This window comes from Enterobacter sp. 22466 (assembly GCF_052044775.1).
Taxonomy (GTDB): Bacteria; Pseudomonadota; Gammaproteobacteria; order Enterobacterales; family Enterobacteriaceae; genus Enterobacter; species Enterobacter dissolvens.
Window position 1 is genome coordinate 131092 of sequence record NZ_JBQENX010000008.1, and the last position, 24648, is coordinate 155739.

General features: G+C 57.0%; 25 protein-coding genes. 9 read left to right on the plus strand and 16 right to left on the minus strand.

Translation table 11 applies throughout. The features are described from left to right. Position 1: 1 nt before the first annotated feature. The 8 genes from ugpE to livK form a co-directional block, all read right to left on the minus strand. A complete protein-coding gene (gene ugpE, locus ACTJJI_RS19610) occupies positions 2 to 847 on the minus strand; it encodes a sn-glycerol-3-phosphate ABC transporter permease UgpE (RefSeq protein ID WP_013099125.1) in 846 nt (281 codons plus the stop codon). Next, complete coding sequence (ugpA, locus tag ACTJJI_RS19615) at positions 844 to 1731, minus strand: sn-glycerol-3-phosphate ABC transporter permease UgpA (protein WP_014833586.1); 888 nt, start codon at positions 1729 to 1731, stop codon at positions 844 to 846. The genes ugpE and ugpA overlap by 4 nt, the downstream gene beginning before the upstream one ends. 113 nt (positions 1732 to 1844) lie before the next feature. Next, positions 1845 to 3161: a sn-glycerol-3-phosphate ABC transporter substrate-binding protein UgpB gene (gene ugpB, locus ACTJJI_RS19620; RefSeq protein ID WP_046889461.1), complete on the minus strand. Its 1317-nt coding sequence runs from the start codon at positions 3159 to 3161 to the stop codon at positions 1845 to 1847. Positions 3162 to 3426: 265 nt separating this feature from the next. Next, positions 3427 to 4140, minus strand: coding sequence for a high-affinity branched-chain amino acid ABC transporter ATP-binding protein LivF (gene livF / locus ACTJJI_RS19625; protein ID WP_072094969.1), 714 nt, complete (start codon positions 4138 to 4140; stop codon positions 3427 to 3429). A 1-nt stretch (position 4141) separates the two neighbouring features. Continuing rightward, positions 4142 to 4909, minus strand: coding sequence for a high-affinity branched-chain amino acid ABC transporter ATP-binding protein LivG (gene livG / locus ACTJJI_RS19630; protein WP_014833589.1), 768 nt, complete (start codon positions 4907 to 4909; stop codon positions 4142 to 4144). Beyond that, positions 4906 to 6183: a high-affinity branched-chain amino acid ABC transporter permease LivM gene (locus ACTJJI_RS19635; protein ID WP_440655261.1), complete on the minus strand. Its 1278-nt coding sequence runs from the start codon at positions 6181 to 6183 to the stop codon at positions 4906 to 4908. The genes livG and ACTJJI_RS19635 overlap by 4 nt, the downstream gene beginning before the upstream one ends. After that, positions 6180 to 7106 carry a high-affinity branched-chain amino acid ABC transporter permease LivH gene (gene livH / locus ACTJJI_RS19640; RefSeq protein WP_013099131.1) on the minus strand — a complete coding sequence of 309 codons (927 nt, stop codon included), beginning with the start codon at positions 7104 to 7106 and terminating at the stop codon, positions 6180 to 6182. Before livH ends, ACTJJI_RS19635 begins: the two co-directional genes overlap by 4 nt. 46 nt (positions 7107 to 7152) lie before the next feature. Beyond that, positions 7153 to 8262 (minus strand): high-affinity branched-chain amino acid ABC transporter substrate-binding protein LivK, encoded by a 1110-nt coding sequence (gene livK, locus ACTJJI_RS19645; RefSeq protein ID WP_014833591.1) that lies wholly within the window; start codon positions 8260 to 8262, stop codon positions 7153 to 7155. A 424-nt stretch (positions 8263 to 8686) separates the two neighbouring features. Between livK and panM the strand changes: the two genes are divergently transcribed. Next, complete coding sequence (panM, locus tag ACTJJI_RS19650) at positions 8687 to 9076, plus strand: aspartate 1-decarboxylase autocleavage activator PanM (protein WP_262762683.1); 390 nt, start codon at positions 8687 to 8689, stop codon at positions 9074 to 9076. Between the two features lie 119 nt (positions 9077 to 9195). On the opposite strand, the gene livJ is transcribed toward panM, so the two are convergent. From livJ to ftsY, 6 genes are all read right to left on the minus strand, one after another. After that, on the minus strand, positions 9196 to 10296 hold the full coding sequence (gene livJ / locus ACTJJI_RS19655; RefSeq protein ID WP_440655264.1) for a branched chain amino acid ABC transporter substrate-binding protein LivJ: 1101 nt from the start codon (positions 10294 to 10296) through the stop codon (positions 9196 to 9198). Between the two features lie 196 nt (positions 10297 to 10492). Next, entirely contained in the window at positions 10493 to 11758 is a 1266-nt protein-coding gene (locus tag ACTJJI_RS19660; RefSeq protein WP_440655266.1) for a 4-aminobutyrate--2-oxoglutarate transaminase, read from the minus strand. A 136-nt stretch (positions 11759 to 11894) separates the two neighbouring features. Beyond that, positions 11895 to 12752: an RNA polymerase sigma factor RpoH gene (gene rpoH / locus ACTJJI_RS19665; RefSeq protein WP_008500093.1), complete on the minus strand. Its 858-nt coding sequence runs from the start codon at positions 12750 to 12752 to the stop codon at positions 11895 to 11897. Between the two features lie 251 nt (positions 12753 to 13003). After that, the gene (gene ftsX / locus ACTJJI_RS19670; protein WP_046889465.1) at positions 13004 to 14059 is read right to left on the minus strand and encodes a permease-like cell division protein FtsX; all 1056 of its coding nucleotides are present in this window, start codon (positions 14057 to 14059) and stop codon (positions 13004 to 13006) included. Next, positions 14046 to 14717 carry a cell division ATP-binding protein FtsE gene (gene ftsE, locus ACTJJI_RS19675; protein ID WP_008500091.1) on the minus strand — a complete coding sequence of 224 codons (672 nt, stop codon included), beginning with the start codon at positions 14715 to 14717 and terminating at the stop codon, positions 14046 to 14048. Before ftsE ends, ftsX begins: the two co-directional genes overlap by 14 nt. A 2-nt stretch (positions 14718 to 14719) precedes the next feature. Beyond that, entirely contained in the window at positions 14720 to 16177 is a 1458-nt protein-coding gene (gene ftsY / locus ACTJJI_RS19680) for a signal recognition particle-docking protein FtsY (RefSeq protein ID WP_046889466.1), read from the minus strand. A 127-nt stretch (positions 16178 to 16304) separates the two neighbouring features. Between ftsY and rsmD the strand changes: the two genes are divergently transcribed. Further along, entirely contained in the window at positions 16305 to 16907 is a 603-nt protein-coding gene (gene rsmD, locus ACTJJI_RS19685) for a 16S rRNA (guanine(966)-N(2))-methyltransferase (protein WP_029883606.1), read from the plus strand. After that, the gene (locus ACTJJI_RS19690) at positions 16891 to 17172 is read left to right on the plus strand and encodes a DUF1145 family protein (RefSeq protein WP_013099143.1); all 282 of its coding nucleotides are present in this window, start codon (positions 16891 to 16893) and stop codon (positions 17170 to 17172) included. Before rsmD ends, ACTJJI_RS19690 begins: the two co-directional genes overlap by 17 nt. A gap of 40 nt (positions 17173 to 17212) precedes the next feature. On the opposite strand, the gene ACTJJI_RS19695 is transcribed toward ACTJJI_RS19690, so the two are convergent. After that, positions 17213 to 17572, minus strand: coding sequence for a DUF2500 domain-containing protein (locus ACTJJI_RS19695; protein ID WP_046889467.1), 360 nt, complete (start codon positions 17570 to 17572; stop codon positions 17213 to 17215). A 129-nt stretch (positions 17573 to 17701) separates the two neighbouring features. Here ACTJJI_RS19695 and ACTJJI_RS19700 point away from each other — a divergent pair, with 129 nt between their 5' ends. From ACTJJI_RS19700 to ACTJJI_RS19720, 5 genes are all read left to right on the plus strand, one after another. Further along, positions 17702 to 18328 (plus strand): lysoplasmalogenase, encoded by a 627-nt coding sequence (locus ACTJJI_RS19700; RefSeq protein WP_014833599.1) that lies wholly within the window; start codon positions 17702 to 17704, stop codon positions 18326 to 18328. Positions 18329 to 18404: 76 nt separating this feature from the next. After that, the gene (zntA, locus tag ACTJJI_RS19705) at positions 18405 to 20579 is read left to right on the plus strand and encodes a Zn(II)/Cd(II)/Pb(II) translocating P-type ATPase ZntA (RefSeq protein ID WP_440655271.1); all 2175 of its coding nucleotides are present in this window, start codon (positions 18405 to 18407) and stop codon (positions 20577 to 20579) included. Positions 20580 to 20775: 196 nt separating this feature from the next. Then, on the plus strand, positions 20776 to 21747 hold the full coding sequence (locus ACTJJI_RS19710) for a TRAP transporter substrate-binding protein (RefSeq protein ID WP_440655273.1): 972 nt from the start codon (positions 20776 to 20778) through the stop codon (positions 21745 to 21747). Between the two features lie 11 nt (positions 21748 to 21758). Then, positions 21759 to 22268, plus strand: coding sequence for a TRAP transporter small permease (locus tag ACTJJI_RS19715; RefSeq protein WP_013099148.1), 510 nt, complete (start codon positions 21759 to 21761; stop codon positions 22266 to 22268). Positions 22269 to 22278: 10 nt separating this feature from the next. Then, positions 22279 to 23565, plus strand: a complete 1287-nt coding sequence (locus ACTJJI_RS19720) for a TRAP transporter large permease (RefSeq protein ID WP_014833602.1) — start codon at positions 22279 to 22281, stop codon at positions 23563 to 23565. Between the two features lie 5 nt (positions 23566 to 23570). Here the strand turns inward: ACTJJI_RS19720 and tusA are convergent, their stop codons facing one another. Further along, the gene (gene tusA, locus ACTJJI_RS19725; protein WP_014833603.1) at positions 23571 to 23813 is read right to left on the minus strand and encodes a sulfurtransferase TusA; all 243 of its coding nucleotides are present in this window, start codon (positions 23811 to 23813) and stop codon (positions 23571 to 23573) included. 167 nt (positions 23814 to 23980) lie between these two features. Here tusA and ACTJJI_RS19730 point away from each other — a divergent pair, with 167 nt between their 5' ends. Further along, positions 23981 to 24646 (plus strand): 7-cyano-7-deazaguanine/7-aminomethyl-7-deazaguanine transporter, encoded by a 666-nt coding sequence (locus ACTJJI_RS19730; RefSeq protein WP_013099151.1) that lies wholly within the window; start codon positions 23981 to 23983, stop codon positions 24644 to 24646. Positions 24647 to 24648 lie beyond the last annotated feature (2 nt).

Sequence of the window (24648 nt, forward strand, 5' to 3'; positions counted from 1 at the left end):
CTTATTTCTCACTGTCTACTAAACCACGCACAAACGCACGCTGCATGGCTAAAACGATAACGACCGGGGGGATAAGGGTGAGCAGCATCGCCGCCATCACCTGGTTCCAGAGGGTGGTGCCTTCGCCGGTGGCGATCATGCCCTTGATGCCCGCGACGGCGGTGCCGAGGTTGACGTCCTGAATAATCAGCAGCGGCCACAGGTACTGGTTCCAGCCGTAGATAAAGGTGATCACAAACAGCGCCGCGAGGTTGGTTTTCGACAGCGGCAGCACGATGTCGCGGAAAAAGCGCATCGGTGAGGCGCCGTCAATGCGCGCGGCTTCAATCAGCTCGTCCGGCAGCGTCATAAAGAACTGGCGGAACAGGAAGGTGGCGGTCGCAGACGCCATCAGCGGCAGGGTTAAGCCCGCGTAGCTGTCGAGCATCTTCAGGTTGGCGATCACTTCCACCGTCGGGAAGATACGCACCTCCACCGGCAGCATCAGGGTGATGAAAATCATCCAGAAGAAGAGGTTGCGCAGCGGAAAGCGGAACCAGACGATGGCAAATGCCGAGAGCATCGACACCGTGATTTTGCCCACCGTAATGCCGAACGCCATGATGAAGCTGTTGAGCATCATCAGCCAGAACGGCGCGCTGTTGGCCCCCACGCCCTGGGTCCAGATGGTTTTCATGTTCTCGAACAGATGCGTGCCTGGGATCAGCGTCATCGGCGTATCAAACACCGCTTTGGTGTCCAGCGTGGCGGCGACAAACGCCACGTACAGCGGAAAGAGGATGACGATAATCCCCAGAATCAGCATGGTATGGCTGAAAATCGTCAGCCCGCGACGGTTCTCAATCATTGGTAGCGCACCTTACTTTCGACATAGCGGAACTGCACCACCGTGAGGATGATGACGAGGAACATCAGCACAACGGACTGCGCGGCGGAAGCCGAGAGATCCAGACCGGCAAACCCTTCGCGGTAGATTTTATAAATCAGCGTCGTCGTGGCCTGCACCGGGCCACCGGCGGTGGCCGCGTCGATGACCGGGAAGGTGTCGAAAAAGGCATACACCAGGTTCACCACCAGCAGGAAGAAACTCACCGGAGCAATCAGCGGCAGCGACAGCCTGAAGAAGCGGCGGATCGGGCCTGCGCCATCAATCGCGGCGGCTTCCACCAGCGAACGAGGAATGGACTGCAGCGCGGCAAAGAAGAACAGGAAGTTGTAGCTGATCTGCTTCCACACCGAGGCGAACACCACCAGGAACATCGCCTGGCCGCTGTTCTGGGCGTGGTTCCAGTCGTAGCCCAGTTCGGCCAGGAAATGGGTAATCAACCCGCGACCGGGGTTAAACAGGAAGATCCACAGCACGGCGGCGACCGCTGGCGCCACGGCATAGGGCAGCAGCATCAGGGTCTGATACAGACGGCTGCCGCGCACCACGTAATCCACCAGCGCGGCGAAGAACAGCGAGGCGACAAGGCCGCTCACGGTGACCAGTGCGCTGAACTTCATCGTCGTCCAGAAGGAGTCCAGGTAGTAGCTGTCGTGGAACAGCGCGGTAAAGTTGTCCAGCCCGACAAACTGGCTGGAGAGCCCGAAGGGATCAACGCTTTGTACCGAGTACCACAGCGCTTCGCCCGCAGGCCAGATAAAGAAGATAACGGTGATGACCAGCTGAGGCGCGACCAGCAGGTACGGCAGCCAGCGGGAACGAAACACCGGACGGGATGATGACATAGGTTTGCTCAGGTTGGTTTCCCCTCACCCTAACCCTCTCCCCAAAGGGGCGAGGGGATAATTACACCCTCTCCCCTTTGGGGAGAGGGCCGGGGTGAGGGGTAAGGTTTTAATTACGATTTGGTCGACTGCTCAAAGCGGCGCAGCAGCTGATTCCCGCGCTCTACCGCTGAATCCAGCGCCTGCTGTGGTGTTTTCTTCCCGGTCCACACGCTTTCCAGCTCTTCATCGACGATGGTACGGATCTGCGGCATGTTGCCCAGACGCAGGCCTTTGGTGAACGGCAACGGCGGCTTGTTCAGCATCTGACGCGTCGCGATATCCGCGCCCGGATTCTTGCTGTAGAAGCCCTGCTCGCGGGTCAGGTCATAGGCAGCTTTGGTGATCGGCAGGTAGCCGGTTTTCTGGTGCCATTCGGCCGCGTTTTCAGGTTTCGCCAGGAAGTCGAGGAACTCGGCCACCCCTTTGTAGGTGCCGGCGTCTTTACCCTGCATCACCCACAGGCTCGCTCCGCCGATGATGGCGTTCTGCGGCGCGCCTTTCACGTCTGCGTCGTACGGCATCATGCCCACGCCGTAGTTGAATTTGGCATAGTGACGGATATCCGCCAGCGAGCCGGACGAGGCGGTGGTAATGGCGCAGTCACCGTTGTAGAACTTCTCGGTGGATTCGTCTTTACGTCCGAAGTAGCTGAAATCACCCTTCTTGTTCAACTCTTCCAGCAGCGCGATGTGCTTCACCTGCTCTGGCTTGTTGAACTCCAGTACCGCGTCGGTGCCGTCGAAACCGTTGTTTTTGGTGGCCACCGGCAGGCCGTGCCAGGCGCTGAAGTTTTCAATCTGGATCCAGCCCTGCCAGCCGCTGGCGTAGCCGCACTTCATTCCCGCCGCTTTCAGCTTCGCGGTGTACTCCGCCAGATCCTGCCAGGTTTTTGGCGGTTGCTCCGGGTCTAAACCGGCTTTCTTAAAGGCGTCTTTGTTGTAGTACAGCACCGGCGTCGAGCTGTTAAACGGCTGAGACAGCAGGTGACCGGTTTTAGAATCGGTGTAATAACCCGCTACGGTCGGTACAAACTGGGATTCGTCGAAGTTGATCCCCGCTTCTTTGAACACTTCATAGACCGGTTTGATGGCTTTGGAGGCCATCATGGTCGCGGTACCCACTTCATAAACCTGTAACAACGCAGGGGCGTTACCGGTACGGAAGGCGGCAATGCCCGCGCTCAGGCTTTGCTCGTAGTTACCTTTGTACACCGGCACAATTTTGTAATCCGGATGGGTGTCGTTGAAACGCTGCGCCAGGGAGTCAACCTCTTTACCCAACTCCCCTTCCATGGAATGCCAGAACGGAATGGTCGTCACAGCCATTGCGTTCGTCGCAAAAGCCAGACCCAGTGCCAGACCCAAAGCTGTGTGTCGTAACGATGTCATTGTCATCTCTCTTATTGTGCCGGATGCGCGATATCACGCGTTTTATGCTCGCGAGGTAACATGACATGCTCGAATGACAGAAAAATAACTGTTTGTTTACAGATAAGTGACAACAAAAGGTCAGCGGGATGATGGTTGTGTGAAGGGGTTTGGGGTGTGGTTGGGTGTGGTGGGGTGCGGTCTGATGCCCTCACCCCGGCCCTCTCCCACAGGGAGAGGGAGAAAACACTAAAAATGGCAACGTGCGTTGCCATTTTGCTTTTACCTATCCGCCTAAATACGCACTCCGCACCGCTTCATTGGCCAGCAGCGCATCGCCGGTATCCTCAAGCACTACGTGGCCGTTCTCCAGCACGTAACCGCGGTCGGCGAGCTTCAGCGCCTGGTTGGCGTTCTGCTCGACGAGGAAGATGGTCATCCCCTCTTTACGCAACTGCTCGATGGTGTCGAAGATCTGCTGAATGATAATTGGCGCAAGACCCAGCGACGGTTCATCCAGCAGCAGCAGGCGCGGCTGGCTCATCAGCGCGCGGCCGATCGCCAGCATCTGCTGCTCACCACCGGACATGGTGCCCGCACGCTGGATGCGGCGCTCCCACAGGCGTGGGAAGAGTTCGTACACCCACTTGATGCGGGTCTGGTATTCATCGCGGTGAGCAAAGAAGCCGCCCATCGCCAGGTTCTCTTCCACCGTCATGCGGGAAAATACGCGACGCCCTTCAGGGACTATCGCCACCGCTTCACGCATGATCCTGGCGGTCTGCCAGTCGGTGATGTCTTTACCATCAAACACAATCCGCCCGCTGGTGGCGCGCGGGTCGCCGCACAGGGTACCGAGCAGCGTGGTTTTGCCCGCGCCGTTAGCCCCAATCAGGGTGACGATTTCGCCCTGATTGATATGCAGGCTGACGTCGTGCAGCGCCTGGATCTTGCCGTAGTGGGCGTTGACCTTGTCAAACGTTAACATCGCTTTTTCCATCTTATGCCTCACCCAGGTATGCGCGGATCACGTCCGGATTGTTGCGGATCTCTTCCGGCGTGCCGTTTGCCAGCGGCGTCCCCTGGTTCACCACGTAGATACGGTCTGAAATGCCCATCACCAGCTTCATATCGTGCTCAATCAGCAGGATAGTGGTGTCGTGATGATCGCGAAGTTCAGCAATCAGCTCGTCCAGCTCTTTGGTCTCTTTCGGGTTCAGACCCGCTGCGGGTTCATCAAGCATCAGGATTTCCGGCTGCGTTACCATGCAGCGCACGATCTCAAGGCGACGCTGGTCACCGTACGCAAGGTTACTTGCCTGACGGTTGGCGTGCGGCAGCAGACCGATACGGTCGAGCCAGGTCGCCGCACGATCCAGCGCTTCGCTCTGCGCCCGGCGAAAGGCCGGCGTTTTCAGCAGGCCGGAGAACAGACCGGTTTTCAGCTGCTGGTGTTGCGCCACCAGCAGGTTCTCAATCACCGTCATCTCGCGGAACAGACGCACGTGCTGGAAGGTACGCACCACGCCCATGCGGGCAATCTGCTGGCCCGGCAGCCCTTCCAGGTGCTGGTCGCGCAGCATGATGGTGCCGCCCGTCGGCTTGTAGAAACCGGTCAGGCAGTTAAAGACCGTGGTTTTTCCCGCGCCGTTCGGGCCAATCAGGGAGACGATCTCTTTCTTGTGCAGATCCAGATTCACATTGTTGACTGCCAGCAGGCCGCCAAAACGCATCATCAGACCGTTAACGGATAATAATGGCTGACTCATGCCTGCTCTCCTTTCGCTTGCCCGTTCTTCAGCTTCAGCTGTGGACGGGTCATCGGCAGCAGACCCTGCGGACGCCAGATCATCATCAGCACCATCAAACCACCCAGCATCAGCATGCTGTATTCGTTAAAGTCACGCATCAGCTCGCGCGAGACCACCAGCAGAATGGCGGCGAGGATCACGGCGAACTGCGAGCCCATCCCGCCGAGCACCACAATCGCCAGCACAAAGGCGGATTCGGCAAAGGTGAACGATTCCGGGCTGACAAAGCCCTGACGCGCGGCAAACAGCGTGCCGGCAAAACCAGCAAACGCGGCGCTGATGGTAAACGCGGTCAGCTTGATGCGGGTCGGGTTGAGGCCCAGGGAGCGGCAGGCGATTTCATCTTCACGCAGCGCTTCCCAGGCGCGGCCCAGCGGCATACGCAGCAGGCGGTTAATCACGAACAGCGTGATGACCACCAGCAGCAGCGCCACCATGTAGAGCCAGATAACGCGGTCGGACGGATCATACTTCACGCCAAAGAAGTTGCTGAAGGTATCCCAGCCGCCTTCACGGGCGGTACGGCTGAACTCCAGACCAAAGAAGGTCGGTTTCGGGATCTGGCTGATGCCGTTCGGGCCGCCGGTCACCTCGGTATTGTTGAGCAGCAGGATACGGACGATTTCGCCGAAGCCTAAGGTCACAATCGCCAGGTAGTCACCGCGCAGGCGCAGCACCGGGAAGCCAAGCAGGAAACCTGCAGCGGCAGAGACCAGCCCCGCCAGCGGCAGGCACGTCCAGAAGCCGAGGCCGTAATAGTGATTGAGTAGCGCAAAGGTATACGCGCCAATGGCGTAGAAACCGCCGTAGCCCAGTACCAGCAGGCCAGAGAGCCCCACTACCACGTTCAGGCCCAGACCCAGAATAACGTAGATCATGGTCAGGGTGGCGATATCTACCGTGCCGCGCGAGACCACGAACGGCCACGCCACCGCAGCCACCAGCAGCGCCACGAGGAACAGCTTCTGCTTCACGGTGGAGCCGTCGATAGCCGGCAGGACAAACTTCGGTCCCGAGACGCCTTTCAGCGTTTTCTGGAACAGCGGACGCAGCAGCTGGAACAGGAACACCACGGCGGTGCCGATAAAGACCCACTGCCAGCGAATGTCTGCGGCGGTGTCGACCACAAGCTTTGTGCCGTTCAGCTCTAACTGAATGCCCATAAAGACGCCCGCCAGCACGAAGAACATGGCGGCAGAGAGCAGCGCCATTGCAAAATGCATCGGTTTCATACTTTCTCTACCTCCGGACGACCCAGAATACCGGTAGGCATCACCAGCAGAACCAGAATCAGCAGGGCAAACGAGACCACATCTTTATACTCGGTACTCAGATACGCTGAGGAGAGCGCTTCTGCCACGCCCAGAATCAGGCCGCCAATCATCGCGCCAGGAATACTGCCAATACCGCCTAGTACCGCCGCGGTAAAGGCTTTCATCCCGGCCATAAAGCCGATGTACGGGTTAATCACGCCGTAGAACTGGCCGAGCAGAACACCTGCCACCGCCGCCATCGCCGCGCCGATCACAAAGGTCAGGGCAATCACGCGGTCAGTGTTAATCCCGAGCAGGCTCGCCATCTTCAGATCTTCCGCGCAGGCGCGGCAGGCACGTCCCATGCGGGAGTAGCGGATGAAGAGCGTCAGGGCGAGCATCGCAATAAAGGTCACCACCCAGATAACCAGCTGCATGGTGGTGATGGAGGCAGAGAAGTTTTCGCTGGCGCCGACGATCCACTGGCCGTTAAACAGGCTTGGCAACGCCACGTCGCGCGAGCCTTCGGTCAGGCTGACGTAGTTTTGCAGGAAGATAGACATCCCAATCGCGGAGATGAGGGCAATCAGGCGCTTGGAGCTGCGTACCGGCCGGTAGGCCACCCGCTCGATGCTCCAGCCGTAGGCGCTGGCAATCACAATCGCGCCGACAAAACCGGCGGCGACCAGCAGCCAGCTGCTGTCGATACCCATCATCATCAGCGCGGCGATGATCATAAAGGAGACGTAGCTACCGATCATGTACACCTCGCCGTGGGCGAAGTTGATCATGCCGATAATGCCGTACACCATCGTATAGCCGATGGCAATCAGCGCGTAGGTGCTTCCCAGCGTGACGCCGTTAAACATCTGCTGCAGGAAATAGAGAAACTGCTCGGACATATGCAAACCTTTTTATACCCGCCCGGCGGTGCGGGCGGTGGGATAATTATTTGGCGGCCGAAGACGAACCGTCGGCGTGCCACTTAAAGACACCAAATTCAAATCCCTTCAGATCGCCTTTCTCATCCCAGTTCAGCGGCCCAATCACGGTGTTCGCCCCGTGTGCTTTTAAATCTTTCACCAGATCCAGCGGCTCTTTGCTGCCGGTACGATCCAGCGCGGTGGCCAGAGACTGCACGGCCGCGTAGGTGATCCAGACATACGGACCACTTGGATCTTTCTTCTGCGCCTTGAGCGCCTCTACGATAGCTTTGTTCGCCGGATCCTGGTCATAGCGTTTTGGCATCGTCACCAGCATGCCTTCAGCGGCATCACCGGCGATGTTAGACAGGGAGGCGTTACCCACGCCTTCTGGCCCCATGAACTGGGTTTTCAGACCGACCGAGCGCGCCTGGCGCAGCATCTGGCCCATTTCCGGGTAATAACCACCGTAGTAAACAAAGTCGATATTCTCTTTTTGCAGACGAGCGATCAGCGCGGAGAAATCTTTCTCACCCGCGGTAATCCCGTCGAAGAAGACAATATTTGCGCCACCTTTTTTCAGCCCGTCCTGAACAGAACGCGCCAGGCCTTCGCCGTACTGCTGTTTGTCATGAATAATGGCAATGCGCTGCGGTTTAACCGTCTCGAGGATGTATTTCGCCGCGGTTGGCCCCTGGGAGGAGTCCAGACCGGCTGTACGCATAATGTGCTGGTAGCCGCGCTGGGTCAGCTCCGGGTTGGTGGCACCGGGGGTAATCATCAGAATACCTTCGTCTTCGTAGATATCAGACGCTGGCTGAGTGGATGATGAGCACAGATGGCCGATCACATACTGGATGCCATCGTTCACGATTTTGTTCGCCACCGCGACGGCCTGTTTTGGATCGCAGGCGTCGTCGTACTCCACGCCCACCAGCTTGTCGCCTTTGATGCCGCCTTTGGCATTGATGTCTTTAATTGCCTGACGTGCGCCGTTGAACTCCATGTCCCCCCACTGGGCAACAGGCCCGGACATGGCACCGACCACCGCAACTTTAATCTCTTCCGCCATAGCTGCATGCGAGAGAGACAATGCAACCATGCCCGCGATTAACGTCTTCGCGTTCCTTTTCATCTCTGAATCCCCATTCGTGATGTCGTGTATATATTTTGTTTTATTATGGTTAAAAAGCATTCTGTACTTTTAATGCACAACGCTATTTTTACCAGTGCCCTTAATGGTTTAGCGCAGGTTTTTATCAAAAACCAGACTAAAATCTCTATTTTTCAGGCGATTAAGCAAAGATAATATTCTGAAATCAGGCAGAGATAAACAAATAAAAGTGCAGTTTGCAGCATAAAATAACGGTACAAAGCGCCGAATAAATCACTGCCATTCAGGTTAAAATTCTGCTTATTTTTCGATCCATGTGTTTTCAAACTGCACTTCGCGCTGGCAAAAAACTAATCCCCTAGCAAACGGGAATAAAAAGAGGAAGCCGCTGAGCGAATAAATTGAGTACACTGCCTCTACTCAATTTGATTTGGACAAGCAGCTAATGAAACTGACTATCGTTCGTCTGGTGACCTTTAGCGACCAGGATCATATCGACCTGGGCAAGATCTGGCCGGAATATTCCCCTTCGTCGCTCAACGTTGACGAGACCCACCGTATTTACGCCGCGCGCTTCAACGAGCGCCTGCTGGCGGCTGTGCGCGTGACGCTGAGCGGCGCGGAAGGGGCGCTGGACTCTCTGCGCGTGCGTGACGTCACCCGTCGTCGCGGCGTAGGACAGTACCTGATTGAAGACGTGATCCGTGAAAACCCGAGCATTACCTCCTGGTGGATGGCCGACGTAGGCGTGGAGGACCGTAGCGTGATGGCGGCGTTTATGCAGGCGTTAGGGTTTACGGCGCAGAAAAATGGATGGGAGAAGCGTTTGGGGTGAACTGTGCGGCCTGATGCCCTCACCCTAACCCTCTCCCACAGGGAGAGGGAATTGCCCGGTTTTCTCCCTCTCCCTGTGGGAGAGGGCCGGGGTGAGGGGGGCATCAACCCGCACCAGCATTATTTTGCGTCAGTAGCAGTACCGTTGGCATGCCAGTCAAACACGCCGAACTCGAAGCCCTTCAGATCGCCCTTCTCATCCCAGGAGAGCGGCCCCATCACGGTATCAACAGAGTTCGCTTTCAGCCAGCTGGCAATCTCAGCCGGATCGGCTGACTGGTTCAGACCCGCCTGCAGAGACTGCAGTGCCGCGTAGGTGGTCCAGACGAACGCGCCGCTTGGATCCTGTTTCTTCGCCTTGATAGCATCTACGATAGGTTTGTTCGCAGGAACCTGGTCGTAGTTCTTCGGCTTGGTCACCAGCAGGCCTTCCGCAGACTCACCGGCGATGTTAGACAGGGAAACGTTCGCCACCCCTTCCGGCCCCATGAACTGGGTTTTCAGACCCGCAGCACGAGCCTGACGCAGGATCTGGCCCATTTCCGGGTGGTAGCCACCGTAGTATACGAAGTCGATATTCTCTTTCTTCAGACGCGCCACCAGGGTGGAGAAGTCTTTCTCACCGGCGGTGATACCATCAAAGAACACGACGTCAGCATTCGCTTTCTTCAGGTTATCCTGTACGGAGCGCGCCAGACCCTCACCGTACTGCTGTTTGTCATGAACGATCGCGATACGCTTCGGCTTCACTTTTTCGACAATGTATTTGGCGGCCGTTGGGCCCTGATCGGAGTCCAGACCGGTGGTGCGCAGGATCAGCTTATAACCGCGCGACGTCAGCTCCGGCGCCGTTGCGGCCGGGGTGATCATCAGGATGCCTTCGTCTTCGTAGATATCAGACGCAGGCTGGGTGGAAGAGGAGCACAGGTGACCGATAACGTATTTGATGCCGTCGTTCACCACTTTGTTCGCCACGGCAACCGCTTGTTTCGGGTCACAGGCATCATCATATTTTACGATCTGCAGTTTTTCGCCCTTGATACCGCCCTTCGCATTAATATCGGCAACCGCCTGCTCTGCGCCCGTAAACTCCTGGTCGCCGTACTGTGCTACCGGACCGGACATCGCGCCCACCACGGCCACTTTGATATCGGCCTGCGCCATGGTGCTGAATGCCAACGCGATACATCCTGCCAGTAACGCTTTACCCTTCATGTTCATCCTGAGATTCCCCATTATTATGGTTATTACGATTGTTGTGATGTTGTTGTGCAGCGCTTTATTTCATTTATAGGTGTGCTGTTCGCGCTTTTTCAGCATACTCTGCTAAAACATACCCCATTTTTATGATTTTGGAATAGCAAATTTGAAATGAATATATGATAAGCCCGGCAGGAATTTCACCGGGCTTCTGGCTTTAACGAGTCAGCGACGCAGAAATAATGTCCAGCGCTTTACGGAACTGCACTTCAGGGATTGTGAGCGGGTAAAGGAAGCGGATGACGTTACCGTACACACCGCAACTCAGAAGCAGAAGGCCTTCCTGCAGGGCTCGCTCCTGCACCTGACGGGTAAATTCCGGTGACGGCTGCCCGGATTGCGGATCGTTAAACTCCACCGCCACCATTGAGCCCTGCGCGCGGATATCCGCGATATACGGGCAGTGTTCCTTCGCTTTGTTCAGCACTTCCACCAGGTGATGACCCAGATGCGCCGAGCGGGTGCAGAGGTCTTCTTCATCAATCACGTCCAGCACGGCATGTGCGGCGGCGATCGCCAGTGGATTACCGGCATAGGTACCGCCCAGTCCGCCAGGTGCAGGTGCGTCCATCACCTCGGCGCGGCCCGATACCGCCGAGAGCGGCATCCCGCCCGCCAGGCTTTTCGCCATGGTGATCAGATCCGGCTTCACGCAGTGGTGTTCCATCGAGAACAGTTTCCCGGTACGTGCAAAACCGCTTTGCACCTCGTCGGCGATCAGCAAAATACCGTGGGTATCGCACAGGGCGCGCAGGTCCTGCATGAAATCCGCCGGTGCGATATTGAAACCGCCCTCGCCCTGAACCGGTTCAAGAATGATGGCTGCCACCTGGTCCGGGGCAATGTCCGCTTTGAAGATACGCTCCAGGCTTTTTAATGCCTCCACCGTACTGACACCGTGCAGTTCATTGGGGTATTGGGCGTGATATACCGAGCCAGGAAACGGCCCGAAGCCCAGCTTGTAGGGTGCGACTTTCCCGGTCAGCGCCATGGTCATAAAGGTGCGCCCATGGAAGGCGCCACCAAAGGTAATCAGGCCAGGGCGTCTGGTGTATGCGCGGGCAATTTTTACCGCGTTTTCGACGGCTTCTGCCCCCGTTGAGAAGAAAGCGGTTTTTGCCGGGCCGTCAATCGGCACGCGCCCGTTGATGCGCTCGGCAAGCGACACATAACCTTCGTACGGCACAATCTGGTACGCCGTATGGGTGAAGGCGTGAAGTTGTTTTTCAATGGCGGAAATGATTTTTGGATGGCGATGCCCGGTGTTCAGCACCGCTATTCCGGCGGCGAAGTCGATATACTCGTTGCCCTCGACGTCCCACACCGTGGCGTTTTCAGCTTTATCGGCATAGAAGTTACACATCACGCCGATGCCGCGCGGCGTCGCCTGTAAACGCCGGTCGTTCAGTTCGTTATTTTTCACCCTGTCCCCCTGAGAAAGTCGCCTGCTTAGCGCATCAGTAAGTGTTTGCCAGGGGGGAGAAATTCGCCAGAGTGGGCGTTAAAAAAACAAAACCCCCGGATTCGCATCCAGGGGCTCTCGTCATACTTCGCGGAAATTACGCTTCAATCGCGGCGCGAAGTTTCTTCATGGCGTTCTTTTCAAGCTGACGCACACGTTCAGCGGAGACGCCGTAGCGGTCGGCCAGCTCCTGCAGGGTGGACTTGTTGTCTTCGTCCAGCCAGCGGGCACGGATAATATCCTGGCTACGCTCGTCAAGGCCTTCCATCGCATAGCTCAGCTTGTTCGCGGCCTGATCTTCCCAGTTGTCCTCTTCAATGCCGTCAGCAAAGTTAGAGGTCTTATCCTGCAGATACAGCACCGGCGCCATCGGCTGGCTGTCGGACGCATCGTCGTCAGAAGACATGTCAAAGGTCATGTCCTGCGCGGCCATACGGGATTCCATCTCACGCACGTCTTTGCTGGAAACACCCAGCTCGCGCGCCACCATTTCCACTTCATCCTGATTGAACCAGCCCAGACGCTGCTTGGTTTTACGCAGGTTAAAGAACAGTTTGCGTTGCGCTTTTGTCGTGGCGACTTTCACGATACGCCAGTTACGCAGCACGTATTCGTGAATCTCTGCTTTGATCCAGTGCACAGCGAAGGAGACCAGTCGTACACCCACTTCCGGGTTAAAGCGACGTACAGCCTTCATCAGGCCGATGTTACCTTCCTGAATCAAGTCCGCCTGCGGCAGGCCATAGCCCGCATAATTACGAGCAATGTGAACAACAAAGCGCAGGTGAGACAGGATCAGCTTTTTCGCTGCTTCCAGATCGCCCTGGTAATGCAGCTTTTCAGCAAGCTCCTTTTCTTCCTCGGCCGTTAACATCGGCCAGGTGTTCGCAGCCCGGATATACGATTCCAGGTTACCAACAGGGGCTAAAGCTAAAGTTTGCATTTCTTTGGTCATTCATTCCTCTCAATGTTTCTTCTGGTCCAGGTTGTCCCCATCAGGCAACAACCATGCCAAAGCGTTTGAGCAACGAGATTAGCATTCACTCTTTTATCAGACAGTGATTTTATCCACAAGTTCCAGGTGCAACGGTGAATAAATTACGCACAAAATGTGACATGGAGATGATAACAGGGGAAGAGACAACAGGGACGCTTTCCCTGCAGAGCGAACATCTCGGTGCAGGGAAAGATTATATCACGCTTTTGTTAGTCGGGAGTAAAGTGGCGTAAATGTTGAACCGTCGCCAGCCATGCTGCCACCCAGCCAATCATGGAGCAAACCAGCAGCAGTAACAGGCACTCATCGAACCCTAAGCCACTGATATCAAACTTAGTTCCGAAGACCTGCGCCACCTCGGTCACGGCGGAGGAGAGCCGCATCACCAAAATTTCTGACAATATCAGTGAAAGAAATGCGCCGGAAAAACCGAGCAATGCGCCGCCGTAGAGGAACGGACGCAGGATGAAGCCATCCGTCGCACCAATCAGCTTTTGCACGTTGATGGTGTCGCGGCGGGCGAAAATGCTCAGGCGCACGCTGTTACCGATGACGAGGAACACCGCCGCCACCATCAGCACACCAATCATCGCCGCCACACGACCCACCAGCCCGGTCAGGGCGGCAAGACGCGCAAACCAGCTGTCGTCCATGCGCACTTCATCAATGCCTTTAATGGTAGAGATGCGATCGCGCAGCGTATTAAGCGAATCCGTCCCCTGGAAGTCGAGCTTCGGGATCACCACCGCCACGGCCGGTAGCGGGTTCTCTTCGAGCATATCCAGCGCACCGCCAAAGCCTGACCAGTTACGGAACTCACCCAGCGCTTCTTCGCGGGAAAGGTAGTTCACCTTCTCCACGCCCTTCTCGGCCTGGATTTGCCCCACCACCTGCGCTGCGGCGTTATCGTCGAGCGCTTTGTCCAGATAGACCGTGATCTGCGGAGACGGATAATACTGCGACGCCGCCTGATTCACGTTCTTATAGACCATGTAGCAGACGCTTGGCAGCGTCAGCGAGATGGCGATAACCATCACCGTCAGGAACGTCGCCAGCGGTTTACTTTTCAGATCCTGCAACGCGCCGTGGAAGGCGTAGCGTACCTGTTCATTGAACACGTTGGTTTTGCGGGAATTCGGCTTCGGCGCGGCTTTTGCCCGCTTCGGCGCATTACGGTTACCGTCACCGCCACCCTGCGGCTTACGGAAACGGTCAAACCGGTTCCCGAACTGCCGAATCTGGTTCATTGCATCACGCTTGTTCACCGTGGCCTCCGTGCAAATGCCCGTCGCTCAGGGTCAGCATGCGGTACGAACGGCGGGAAATCAGCCCGATGTCGTGCGTCGCCATCAATACCGTCACCCCAACGCGGTTGAATTCCTCAAACAGACGCAAAATCCCTTCAGAGAGGGCGTCGTCCAGGTTACCGGTCGGTTCATCCGCCAGCAGTACCGCAGGTTTGTTCACCACCGCACGGGCAATGCCCACACGCTGCTGTTCACCGCCGGAGAGCTGGATCGGGAAGTTCTTCGCTTTGTCCAGCAGCCCGACCTTATCCAGCGCCGCAGAGACGCGACGGCGGATATCATCATAGCTGGCACCGGCAATAATCAGCGGGATCGCCACGTTATCGAAAACGGTGCGATCCATCAGCAGGTGGTGATCCTGGAAAATCATCCCGATCTGACGACGCAGGAACGGCACCTCACGGTTTTTCAGACGGCTTATCTCATGGCCGCTGAAAAAGATCTTCCCGGCGCTTGGCCGTTCAATCCCACAGATAAGCTTGAGCAGGGTACTTTTCCCCGCGCCGGAATGGCCGGTCAGGAATGCCATCTCGCCTGGCTGCAGATGGAAGGTCACCCCCTGCAGCGCTTGTCTCCCACCGAGATAGGCCTTGCTGACGTGTTCAAAGCGAATCATTGTTAGTCCTCTCGGGCAAATAGTGCCTCAATAAAGTCGTCCGCTTTAAACGGACGCAAATCCTCAATACGCTCGCCCACACCGATATAACGAATAGGAATGCCGAACTGATCGGCCACAGAGAAGATCACCCCGCCTTTCGCGGTGCCGTCCAGTTTGGTCAGCGTGATCCCGGTCAGTCCTACCGCTTCATGGAACAGCTTCGCCTGGCTGACGGCGTTTTGTCCGGTGCTGGCATCGATGGTCAGCATAATTTCATGCGGTGCGTCTTCGTCCAGCTTCTTCATGACGCGGACGATTTTCTTCAACTCTTCCATCAGGTGCGATTTGTTCTGCAAACGCCCTGCGGTATCGGCAATCAGGACATCCACATTACGAGACTTCGCCGCCTGGATGGCGTCAAAGATCACGGACGCGGAATCCGCACCGGTGTGCTGCGCAATCACCGGAATGTTGTTGCGCTGGCCCCACACCTGCAGCTGTTCAACCGCCGCCGCGCGGAAGGTATCACCCGCCGCCAGCATTACCGATTTACCCTGCTGCTCGAACTGACGCGCCAGTTTGCCGATGGTGGTGGTTTTCCCGACACCGTTAACGCCAACCATCAGAATAACAAATGGCGTTTTGCCTTCAATATTAAGCGGTTCGTCAACTTTTGCGAGAATTTCACCCATCTCGTCTTTCAGCAAGCCGTACAGCGCTTCGGCGTCGCGCAGCTGTTTGCGGCTCGCCCCTTCGGTCAGGTTGGTAATGATCTTACGGGTGGTTTCCACCCCAACGTCCGCGATCAGCAGTTGCTCTTCCAGCTCTTCAAACAGATCGTCGTCGATCTTTTTGCCGCGGAACAGACTGATAAATCCGGAACCTAAGTTTTCTTTGGTTTTTAACAGGCTGCGCTTCAGGCGGGCAAAGAAACCTTCTTTGGTCGGTTTTTCCTGCTCCTGAACGATCTCCTCTTCGGCCTGCTCTTCCACCGGCACGACGATAACCGCTTCTTCAGCCGCCTGAGCGGCCAGCGCCTGGGCTTCCAGCTCTTCGTCGGTCAGCTCCGGCTCATGTGCCGCTTCTTCTTCCACCGCGTCGACAATTTCCACGGTTTCCGCTTCGGCCTGCCACTCTTCAGGGGAAACGTCCTCCGCTTTTACCTCTTCCGGCAGCGGCAACGCTTCATGTTCGATAACGGCCTGCGGCGCTTCAGTAACCGCTTCAACAACAGGTTCGGGCTTTTCGCTCTCCTGAACCTGTTCGGTGACCTCAACCACCTCTTCAGCAAAGGCTTCAGTCTCTTCTTTGCTGTGCGCATGCTCTTCCGCTTCAACAACCGCGGCGGTTTCTACAGGCGTTTCAGGCTGAGACTGCTCTTCAACGGCTTGTTGTTCTTCGGTTTTCTGTTCTGTTTCTTGCTCTTTTTCACCGAAGCCCAGCCAGGAAAAGAAGCCACGTTTTTTTTGTTTTGCCATCTGCGACTACACTCCTCGCGGCGCTATATACATGGAAGCTAAAAAAATGATGAAATAGTCTAACACTTTACTTAATTGACATCACCGCCCGCAATCGCAGGCCAATTGTTAACAGAGCTTTCCTGAGATGAAGAAACCCAACCGCGCCCCAGCCGGTCAAATTCGTATTATCGGTGGCCAGTGGCGAGGCCGGAAACTCCCGGTGCCGGACAGCCCCGGTTTACGCCCAACCACTGACCGCGTGCGTGAAACGCTGTTTAACTGGCTGGCCCCGTCAATGGTAGACGCCCACTGCCTCGACTGCTTTGCGGGCAGCGGCGCATTAGGGCTGGAAGCCCTCTCGCGCTACGCCGCCAGCGCCACGCTGCTGGAGATGGAGCGCGGCGTCGCGCAGACGCTGCAGCAAAATCTGGCGACGCTGAAAGCCACCAACGCCAAAGTGGTGAACACCAATACGCTCAGCTTCCTCGCGCAGCCAGGCACGCCGCACAACGTGGTGTTTGTCGATCCGCCGTTCCGTAAGGGGCTGCTGGAAGAGACGTTATCCCTGCTGGAAAGCAACGGCTGGCTGGCGGATGACGCGCTGATTTACGTTGAAAGCGAAGTGGAAAACGGGCTACCGCCAGTGCCGGTTCACTGGGATTTACACCGCGAAAAAGTGGCGGGTCAGGTCGCTTATCGTCTGTATCATCGTCAGGCACAAGGAGAATCCAATGCCAGTACTGATTAATCTGGGACGTTTGCTGATGCTGTGCGTCTGGGCATTTTTGCTGCTCAATCTGGTGCATCCGTTCCCGCGCCCGATGAATATCTTTGTGAACGTGGCGTTTATCTTTACCACGTTCATGCACGCCCTGCAGATGGTGATGCTGAAAAACGGCCTGCCAAAAGACGGCCCGCAGATGACCGGCTGGCAGCAGCTGCGCGTATTTATTTTCGGCGTGTTTGAACTGCTGGTGTGGATGAAGAAGTTTAAGGCGCAGGTGAAGAAGTAAGGTGCGGTCTGATGCCCTCTCCCACAGGGAGAGGGGATGATTACTGCGCCGGTTCAAACCCCTCAAACCGCGACCCTTTGTAACTCAGCATCCCTTTCTCACCGACTGTCAGCTGATGGTACTGCTGGGCCTCCAGGCGGAAGGTCATCTCCAGGCCGCCCGTTTCCGGCTTAAAGCTCGCTTCATAGCGCATGGTCGTTCCCGCAGGGGTGACCTGTTGCTGGCGCGAACGCCGTTCGTTAAGCGGTTTCTCGCGTTTGTTGCTGACCACCACGCGTTTTTGCATCAACGGCGCGGCGTCGTTATCCGCCTTCTCGCGGCGCTGCTGCACAAAACGGAACGAGGCGGCAATGACGATAATCGCCACCACGATAATGAAAAACAGCGGCATCTTGCTCATTCAACAATCCCATAAGATTATGCGGAATTCAGGATACCCTGACTCCCCCGGCATTGCCAAACGCCTGCCCGCATCACTACACTGAAGATGAAACTGATTATTCAGCCTTAACAGATACAGGGAGTTAATATGCTTTGGTCATTTATCGCTGTCTGTTTTTCCGCATGGCTTTATGTCGATGCGTCGTACCGCGGTCCGGCCTGGCAGCGCTGGTTGTTTAAACCCGTCACGCTGTTGCTGCTCCTGCTGCTTGCCTGGCAAGCGCCGATGTTTAACGCCGTCAGCTATCTGGTCCTCGCCGGGCTGTGTGCTTCCCTGATTGGCGATGCCTTAACCCTGCTGCCGCGTCAGCGTCTGCTGTATGCCGTGGGGGCGTTCTTCCTGTCGCATCTGCTCTACACCATCTACTTCGCCAGCCAGATGACGCTGTCCTTCTTCTGGCCGCTCCCGCTGGTGCTGCTGGTGATTGGCGCCCTGCTGATTGCGGTGATCTGGTCGCGGCTGGAAGAGATGCGTCTGCCTGTCTGCACGTTTATCGCCATGACGCTGGTGATGGTGTGGCTGGCCGGTGAACTGTGGTTCTTCCGTCCAACGGCCCCGGCGATGTCCGCCTTCTTCGGCGCGGCCCTGCTGTTAATCGGGAATATCGTCTGGCTGGGCAGCCACTATCGCCGTCGTTTCCGGGCTGATAACGCGATTGCCGCCGCCTGCTACTTTGCCGGGCACTTCCTGATTGTGCGTTCGCTGTATATCTAAATAAGCCTTGACTCTGGAGTCGACTCCAGAGTGTATGCTGCGGTTAATGAGAAAATTATCATTACCGGAGACTGCCATGTCGACTCCAGAAACACCTAAAAAAGTCCCTCAATTTTCCGCACTTAAGCTCAGTCCGGTTCCGGCGAAGGACGACTGCTGCTGTGAAGGGACGTGCGAAACACAAAACGCGCAGCCGCTGCCTGAAAGTGGAAACCGCTACAGCTGGGTGGTTAACGGCATGGACTGCGCGGCCTGCGCCCGCAAAGTCGAAAATGCGGTAAAACAGATCCCAGGCGTCAGCCACGTTCAGGTGCTCTTTGCCACCGAAAAACTGCTGGTCAGCGCCGATAATGACGTCAGCCAGCAGGTGGTGTCCGCCGTCAGCAAGGCCGGTTACTCCCTGCGTAGCGAAACGGCCCCCGCCGAAAAAACCGCTCCGCTGCGTGAAAATCTGCCCCTTATCGCGCTCGTGATTATGATGGCCCTGAGCTGGGGTCTGGAGCAGATCAACCACCCGTTTGGCAATCTGGCGTTTATCGCCACCACGCTTGTCGGGCTGTATCCCATTGCCCGCCAGGCGCTGCGGCTGATGAAAAGCGGCAGCTGGTTCGCTATCGAAACGCTGATGAGCGTGGCGGCTATCGGCGCGCTGTTCATTGGTGCCACAGCGGAAGCGGCCATGGTGCTGCTGCTGTTCTTAATTGGCGAACGTCTTGAAGGCTGGGCGGCAAGCCGGGCGCGTAAAGGGGTCAGCGCCCTGATGGCACTGAAGCCCGAAACCGCCACGCGAGTGACCGGAAGCGAACGCCAGACGGTGGCCATTAACGCGCTGCGTCCGGGCGATGTGATTGAAGTCGCTGCCGGAGGGCGCCTGCCTGCGGACGGTACCCTGCTCACCGCCACCGCGAGCTTCGACGAAAGCGCCCTCACCGGGGAGTCGATTCCGGTTGAACGCGCGGCCGGTGAAAAAGTGCCTGCGGGCGCCACCAGCGTCGACCGTCTGGTCCAGCTCACGGTGCTTTCCGAACCGGGTGACAGCGCTATCGACCGTATCCTGAAGCTGATCGAAGAGGCCGAGGAGCGTCGCGCCCCCGTCGAGCGATTTATCGACCGCTTCAGCCGGATTTACACCCCCACCATCATGCTGGTTGCCCTGCTGGTCACTATCGTCCCGCCGCTGTTCTTTGGCGCGCCGTGGGAAGGCTGGATTTATAAAGGTCTGACCCTGCTGCTGATTGGCTGCCCGTGCGCGCTGGTGATCTCCACGCCTGCGGCGATTACCTCCGGGCTGGCAGCGGCGGCACGTCGCGGGGCGCTGATTAAGGGCGGCGCGGCGCTGGAGCAGCTGAGCCAGGTTCAGCATATCGCGTTCGATAAAACCGGCACGCTGACCGTCGGCAAGCCGCAGGTCACTGGCGTGTATCCACAGGATATCGGTGAAGATGAACTGCTTACGCTGGCCGCCGCCGTTGAGCAGGGTTCCACTCACCCGCTGGCGCAGGCGATTGTGCGTGAAGCGCAGTCGCGCGGGCTGGCCATTCCGACGGCAACGGCACAGCGGGCGCTGGTCGGGTCCGGGATTGAGGCCGACATCGACGGTAAAAAGGTGCTGATTGTCGCGGCGGGTAAGTCTTCTAACCCAGAGGTTGAGGCGTTAGAACAGACCGGACAAACTGTCGTGACCGTCATGCAGGACGGCGTCGCGAAAGGGATGCTGGCGCTGCGCGACACCCTGCGCGATGACGCTAAAGAGGCCGTGACGGCGCTGCATCAGCTTGGCGTACAGGGCGTGATCCTGACCGGCGATAATCCGCGCGCGGCGGCGGCAATTGCCGGTGAGCTGGGGCTGGAATTCAAGGCCGGATTGCTGCCCGCGGATAAAGTCAGCGCGGTCACGGAACTGAACGCATTCGCCCCGCTGGCGATGGTCGGCGACGGGATCAACGATGCACCGGCGATGAAAGCGTCCACCATCGGCATTGCCATGGGCAGCGGCACCGACGTGGCGCTGGAGACCGCCGATGCCGCGCTCACCCATAACCGCCTGACCGGGCTGGCGCAGATGATTTCCCTGGCCCGCGCCACGCGCGCCAATATTCGCCAGAACATCAGCATCGCCCTGGGGCTTAAGGGGATTTTTCTCGTCACCACCCTGCTCGGTATCACCGGGCTGTGGCTGGCGGTGCTAGCGGATACCGGCGCGACGGTGCTGGTGACGGCCAACGCGCTCCGCTTACTGCGACGCAAATAACACGCAATGCACGCCTGGCCGGGTAAGGTGTAACAGCCACCCGGCCTTCCTTTCCCACAAATCTAAACCATCGTTTCATAAATTTGCGCTTTTGTGAGGCGCTTCACCTCCGCTTTCCAGGCCATGGTCTAATTTTTAAGCGTACAAAAATAAAACACTGTTTTAACGCTTACCTCACTACCCTGGAGTTGACTCGATGAAAACGACCTTCAAGCCGTTACTGGCTGCCCTGTGTCTGTCTGCTTTTGCCTGCTCTGTCTCTGCACAAACCATTAAAGCCGCCGACGTACATCCTGAAGGCTACCCGAACGTAGTGGCCGTGCAGCACATGGGGGAGAAACTCAAACAACAAACCGACGGCAAGCTGGAGATCAAGGTCTTTCCCGGCGGCGTGCTCGGGGATGAAAAGCAGATGATTGAACAGGCGCAGATGGGGGCGATCGACATGATCCGTGTCTCCATGGCGCCGGTGGCGGCGATCCTGCCCGATATCGAAGTCTTTACCCTGCCCTATGTGTTCCGCGATGAAGACCACATGCACAACGTCATCGACGGCGATATCGGCAAGCAGATTGGCGACAAACTGACCGCCAATCCCAAATCACGGCTGGTGTTTCTTGGCTGGATGGACTCCGGCACCCGTAACCCGATCACCAAAACGCCGATCGTCAAACCGGAGGATCTGAAAGGCAAAAAAATCCGCGTTCAGGGAAGCCCGGTGGCGCTGGCGACACTGAAAGACATGGGGGCTAACTCGGTGGCGATGGGGGTCAGTGAGGTCTACAGCGGCATGCAGACCGGCGTAATCGACGGCGCTGAGAATAATCCGCCGACCTTCATCGCCCATAACTATATGCCGATCGCCAAAAACTATACCCTCAGCGGCCACTTCATTACCCCGGAAATGCTGCTCTACTCGAAAGTGAAATGGGACAAGCTCAGCGCAGACGAACAGCAGAAAATCCTGACCCTGGCGCGCGAAGCGCAGTTCGAACAGCGCAAGCTGTGGCAGGCCTATAACGCCGAGGCGCTGGCGAAGATGAAAGCCGGTGGCGTGCAGTTCCACGAGATCGACAAATCGGTATTTATCAAAGCCACAGAGCCGGTGCGCGCGCAGTATGGCGAAAAGCATCAGGACCTGATGAAAGCCATTGCTGACGTTCAGTAAACGGAGAGCGTATGTCCGAACTCTACCTGAAGTGGATGGACCGGCTGTATCTGCTCGCCATGGGCGTAGCGGGATGCGCGCTGCTGGTCATGACGGTGGTGATCCCGATTGGCATCTTCTCGCGCTATGTCCTGAATCGCGGTGAATCCTGGCCGGAACCGATTGCCATCATCTGCATGGTGACCTTTACGTTTATCGGCGCGGCGGTGAGCTATCGCGCAGGGTCACACATCGCGGTGAACATGCTGACCGACCGACTGCCGGACATGCTGAAAACAGCGTGTGCGCGCGTGGTGGATCTGCTGATGCTGCTGATCTCGCTGATTATGTTCTGGTACAGCTACTGGCTGTGTGTCGAGCTCTGGGAGCAGCCGGTCGCCGAGTTTCCGATCCTGACGTCAGGGGAGAGTTATCTGCCGCTGCCGATTGGTTCTGCGGTGCTGATCCTGTTTGTCATTGAACGTCTGCTGTTTGGCTCACAGGAAAACCGTCCTGTGGTGCTGATCGGCAACCACAGTTAAGGGGTGAACAATGGATGCATTCGTTTTGTTATTCACCCTCGCCATTTTGCTGGCGCTGGGTATGCCGGTGGCGTTTGCCGTCGGCTTAAGCGCCGTTGCGGGCGCGTTGTGGATCGAGTTACCGCTCGAGGCGCTGATGATCCAAATCACCAGCGGGGTTAACAAATTTACCCTGCTGGCGATCCCGTTTTTCATCCTGGCGGGGGCGATCATGGCGGAAGGCGGCATCGCCCGGCGGCTGGTGAATTTCGCGTATGTCTTTGTCGGTTTTATTCGCGGCGGGCTGTCGCTGGTGAATATTGTGGCTTCTACCTTTTTCGGCGCGATTTCCGGTTCATCGGTGGCGGATACGGCCTCCATCGGCAGCGTGATGATCCCGGAGATGGAGAGAAAGGGGTATCCCCGCGAGTATGCGGCGGCGGTCACCGCCAGCGGGTCGGTGCAGGCGATTTTAATCCCGCCCAGCCACAACTCGGTGATCTACTCGCTGGCCGCAGGCGGTACGGTCTCCATCGCCACGCTGTTTATCGCAGGCGTGCTGCCGGGGCTGCTGCTGGGGCTGTGCCTGATGGCGCTATGTCTGTGCTTTGCCCATAAGCGCGGCTATCCAAAAGGCGAAAAGATCCCCTTTAAACAGGCGCTGAAGATATTTCTCGATGCCCTGTGGGGGCTGATGACGGTGGTGATTATCCTCGGCGGCATATTGTCCGGGATATTTACCGCCACCGAATCCGCGGCAGTCGCCTGCCTGTGGGCGTTCTTTGTCACCATGTTTATCTACCGCGACTATAAGTGGAGCGAACTGCCGAAGCTGATGTGCCGGACGGTGAAAACGGTCACTATCGTGATGATCTTGATTGGCTTTGCGGCGGCGTTTGGCGCGGTGATGACCTACATGCAGTTGCCCGTGCGCATCACGGCGTTCTTCACCTCGCTCTCGGATAACAAGTACGTGATCCTGATGTACCTCAACATCATGCTGCTGCTGATTGGCACCCTGATGGATATGGCGCCGATCATTCTGATCCTGACGCCGGTGCTGTTGCCGGTGACCAATGCGTTGGGGATCGACCCGGTGCATTTCGGGATGATCATGATGGTGAATCTGGGGATCGGGCTTATCACGCCGCCGGTGGGATCGGTGCTGTTTGTGGCCAGTGCGGTGAGCAAGCAGAAAATCGAACATGTGGTGCGCGCAATGCTACCGTTTTACGGCATGCTGCTGGTGGTGCTGGGAATGGTAACGTACATCCCGGCGATTTCGCTGTGGCTGCCGGGATTGCTGGGCATGCAGTAAGGGGGTTACCCCTTACGGATCAAATACCGGTACGGCAGCGCTTCGGTCTGCTGTGCCACCAGTTCATGCTCCATAAAGGTACAAAAACCGGGGATATCGCGGGTGGTTGCCGGATCGTCAGCGATGATCAGCAGCGTTTCGCCGGTTTGCATATTGCGCACGGTTTTGCGCACCATCATTACCGGCTCAGGGCAGCGGAGGCCCTGCGCATCAAGGGTGTGGTCTGGAGTGGAAAACAGATCGGTCATGGTGTTCTCGGTCAGATAAAAACGGCTGTAGTTTACGCCCCGTAGCCAGCAATGCAAACCAGGTTAACGGTTGCGTAAAAACTAACCATTGCAAAGTCCCGTCAAAGCAGTATCATGCTGCGGTTTTTATTGGGTTCCCTCACCCCAACGTATAAAAAGGTCACAATATGACGCCGTTTTCTGAATCGCAGCGCGTAAAAGCGTTGTTCTGGCTTTCGCTTTTTCATCTGCTGGTGATCACCTCCAGTAACTATCTGGTGCAGTTGCCGATCGCCATCTTTGGTTTCCATACCACCTGGGGCGCGTTCAGCTTCCCGTTTATTTTTCTCGCCACCGATCTGACCGTGCGAATTTTTGGCGCACCGCTGGCTCGCCGCATTATTTTTGCGGTCATGCTGCCGGCGCTGTTCGTGTCGTACGTCATTTCCTCCCTGTTTTACATGGGAAGCTGGCAGGGCTTTGAAGCGTTAACCCACTTCAACCTGTTTGTCGCCCGTATCGCCACCGCAAGCTTTATGGCCTATGCGCTGGGGCAGATCCTCGACGTGCATGTGTTTAACCGCCTGCGTCAGAATCACCGCTGGTGGATGGCGCCCACCGCCTCGACGCTGTTCGGCAACGTCAGCGATACGCTGGCCTTCTTCTTTATCGCTTTCTGGCACAGCCCGGATGCGTTTATGGCCGAACACTGGATGGAAATTGCGCTGGTGGACTACTGCTTCAAAGTGCTTATCAGCATTGTGTTCTTCCTGCCGATGTACGGCGTGTTGCTGAATATGCTGCTGAAAAGACTGGCAGATAAATCTGAAATCACAGCATTGCAGGCTGGTTAAGG

Bases quoted from the DNA above. Each gene is read 5' to 3' on its own strand.
- ugpE (WP_013099125.1), bottom strand. From the start codon at position 847: ATGATTGAGAACCGTCGCGGGCTGACGATTTTCAGCCATACCATGCTG.
- ugpA (WP_014833586.1), bottom strand. From the start codon at position 1,731: ATGTCATCATCCCGTCCGGTGTTTCGTTCCCGCTGGCTGCCGTACCTG.
- ugpB (WP_046889461.1), bottom strand. From the start codon at position 3,161: ATGACATCGTTACGACACACAGCTTTGGGTCTGGCACTGGGTCTGGCT.
- livF (WP_072094969.1), bottom strand. From the start codon at position 4,140: ATGGAAAAAGCGATGTTAACGTTTGACAAGGTCAACGCCCACTACGGC.
- livG (WP_014833589.1), bottom strand. From the start codon at position 4,909: ATGAGTCAGCCATTATTATCCGTTAACGGTCTGATGATGCGTTTTGGC.
- ACTJJI_RS19635 (WP_440655261.1), bottom strand. From the start codon at position 6,183: ATGAAACCGATGCATTTTGCAATGGCGCTGCTCTCTGCCGCCATGTTC.
- livH (WP_013099131.1), bottom strand. From the start codon at position 7,106: ATGTCCGAGCAGTTTCTCTATTTCCTGCAGCAGATGTTTAACGGCGTC.
- livK (WP_014833591.1), bottom strand. From the start codon at position 8,262: ATGAAAAGGAACGCGAAGACGTTAATCGCGGGCATGGTTGCATTGTCT.
- panM (WP_262762683.1), top strand. From the start codon at position 8,687: ATGAAACTGACTATCGTTCGTCTGGTGACCTTTAGCGACCAGGATCAT.
- livJ (WP_440655264.1), bottom strand. From the start codon at position 10,296: ATGAACATGAAGGGTAAAGCGTTACTGGCAGGATGTATCGCGTTGGCA.
- rpoH (WP_008500093.1), bottom strand. From the start codon at position 12,752: ATGACCAAAGAAATGCAAACTTTAGCTTTAGCCCCTGTTGGTAACCTG.
- ftsE (WP_008500091.1), bottom strand. From the start codon at position 14,717: ATGATTCGCTTTGAACACGTCAGCAAGGCCTATCTCGGTGGGAGACAA.
- ftsY (WP_046889466.1), bottom strand. From the start codon at position 16,177: ATGGCAAAACAAAAAAAACGTGGCTTCTTTTCCTGGCTGGGCTTCGGT.
- rsmD (WP_029883606.1), top strand. From the start codon at position 16,305: ATGAAGAAACCCAACCGCGCCCCAGCCGGTCAAATTCGTATTATCGGT.
- ACTJJI_RS19690 (WP_013099143.1), top strand. From the start codon at position 16,891: ATGCCAGTACTGATTAATCTGGGACGTTTGCTGATGCTGTGCGTCTGG.
- ACTJJI_RS19695 (WP_046889467.1), bottom strand. From the start codon at position 17,572: ATGAGCAAGATGCCGCTGTTTTTCATTATCGTGGTGGCGATTATCGTC.
- ACTJJI_RS19700 (WP_014833599.1), top strand. From the start codon at position 17,702: ATGCTTTGGTCATTTATCGCTGTCTGTTTTTCCGCATGGCTTTATGTC.
- zntA (WP_440655271.1), top strand. From the start codon at position 18,405: ATGTCGACTCCAGAAACACCTAAAAAAGTCCCTCAATTTTCCGCACTT.
- ACTJJI_RS19710 (WP_440655273.1), top strand. From the start codon at position 20,776: ATGAAAACGACCTTCAAGCCGTTACTGGCTGCCCTGTGTCTGTCTGCT.
- ACTJJI_RS19715 (WP_013099148.1), top strand. From the start codon at position 21,759: ATGTCCGAACTCTACCTGAAGTGGATGGACCGGCTGTATCTGCTCGCC.
- ACTJJI_RS19720 (WP_014833602.1), top strand. From the start codon at position 22,279: ATGGATGCATTCGTTTTGTTATTCACCCTCGCCATTTTGCTGGCGCTG.
- tusA (WP_014833603.1), bottom strand. From the start codon at position 23,813: ATGACCGATCTGTTTTCCACTCCAGACCACACCCTTGATGCGCAGGGC.
- ACTJJI_RS19730 (WP_013099151.1), top strand. From the start codon at position 23,981: ATGACGCCGTTTTCTGAATCGCAGCGCGTAAAAGCGTTGTTCTGGCTT.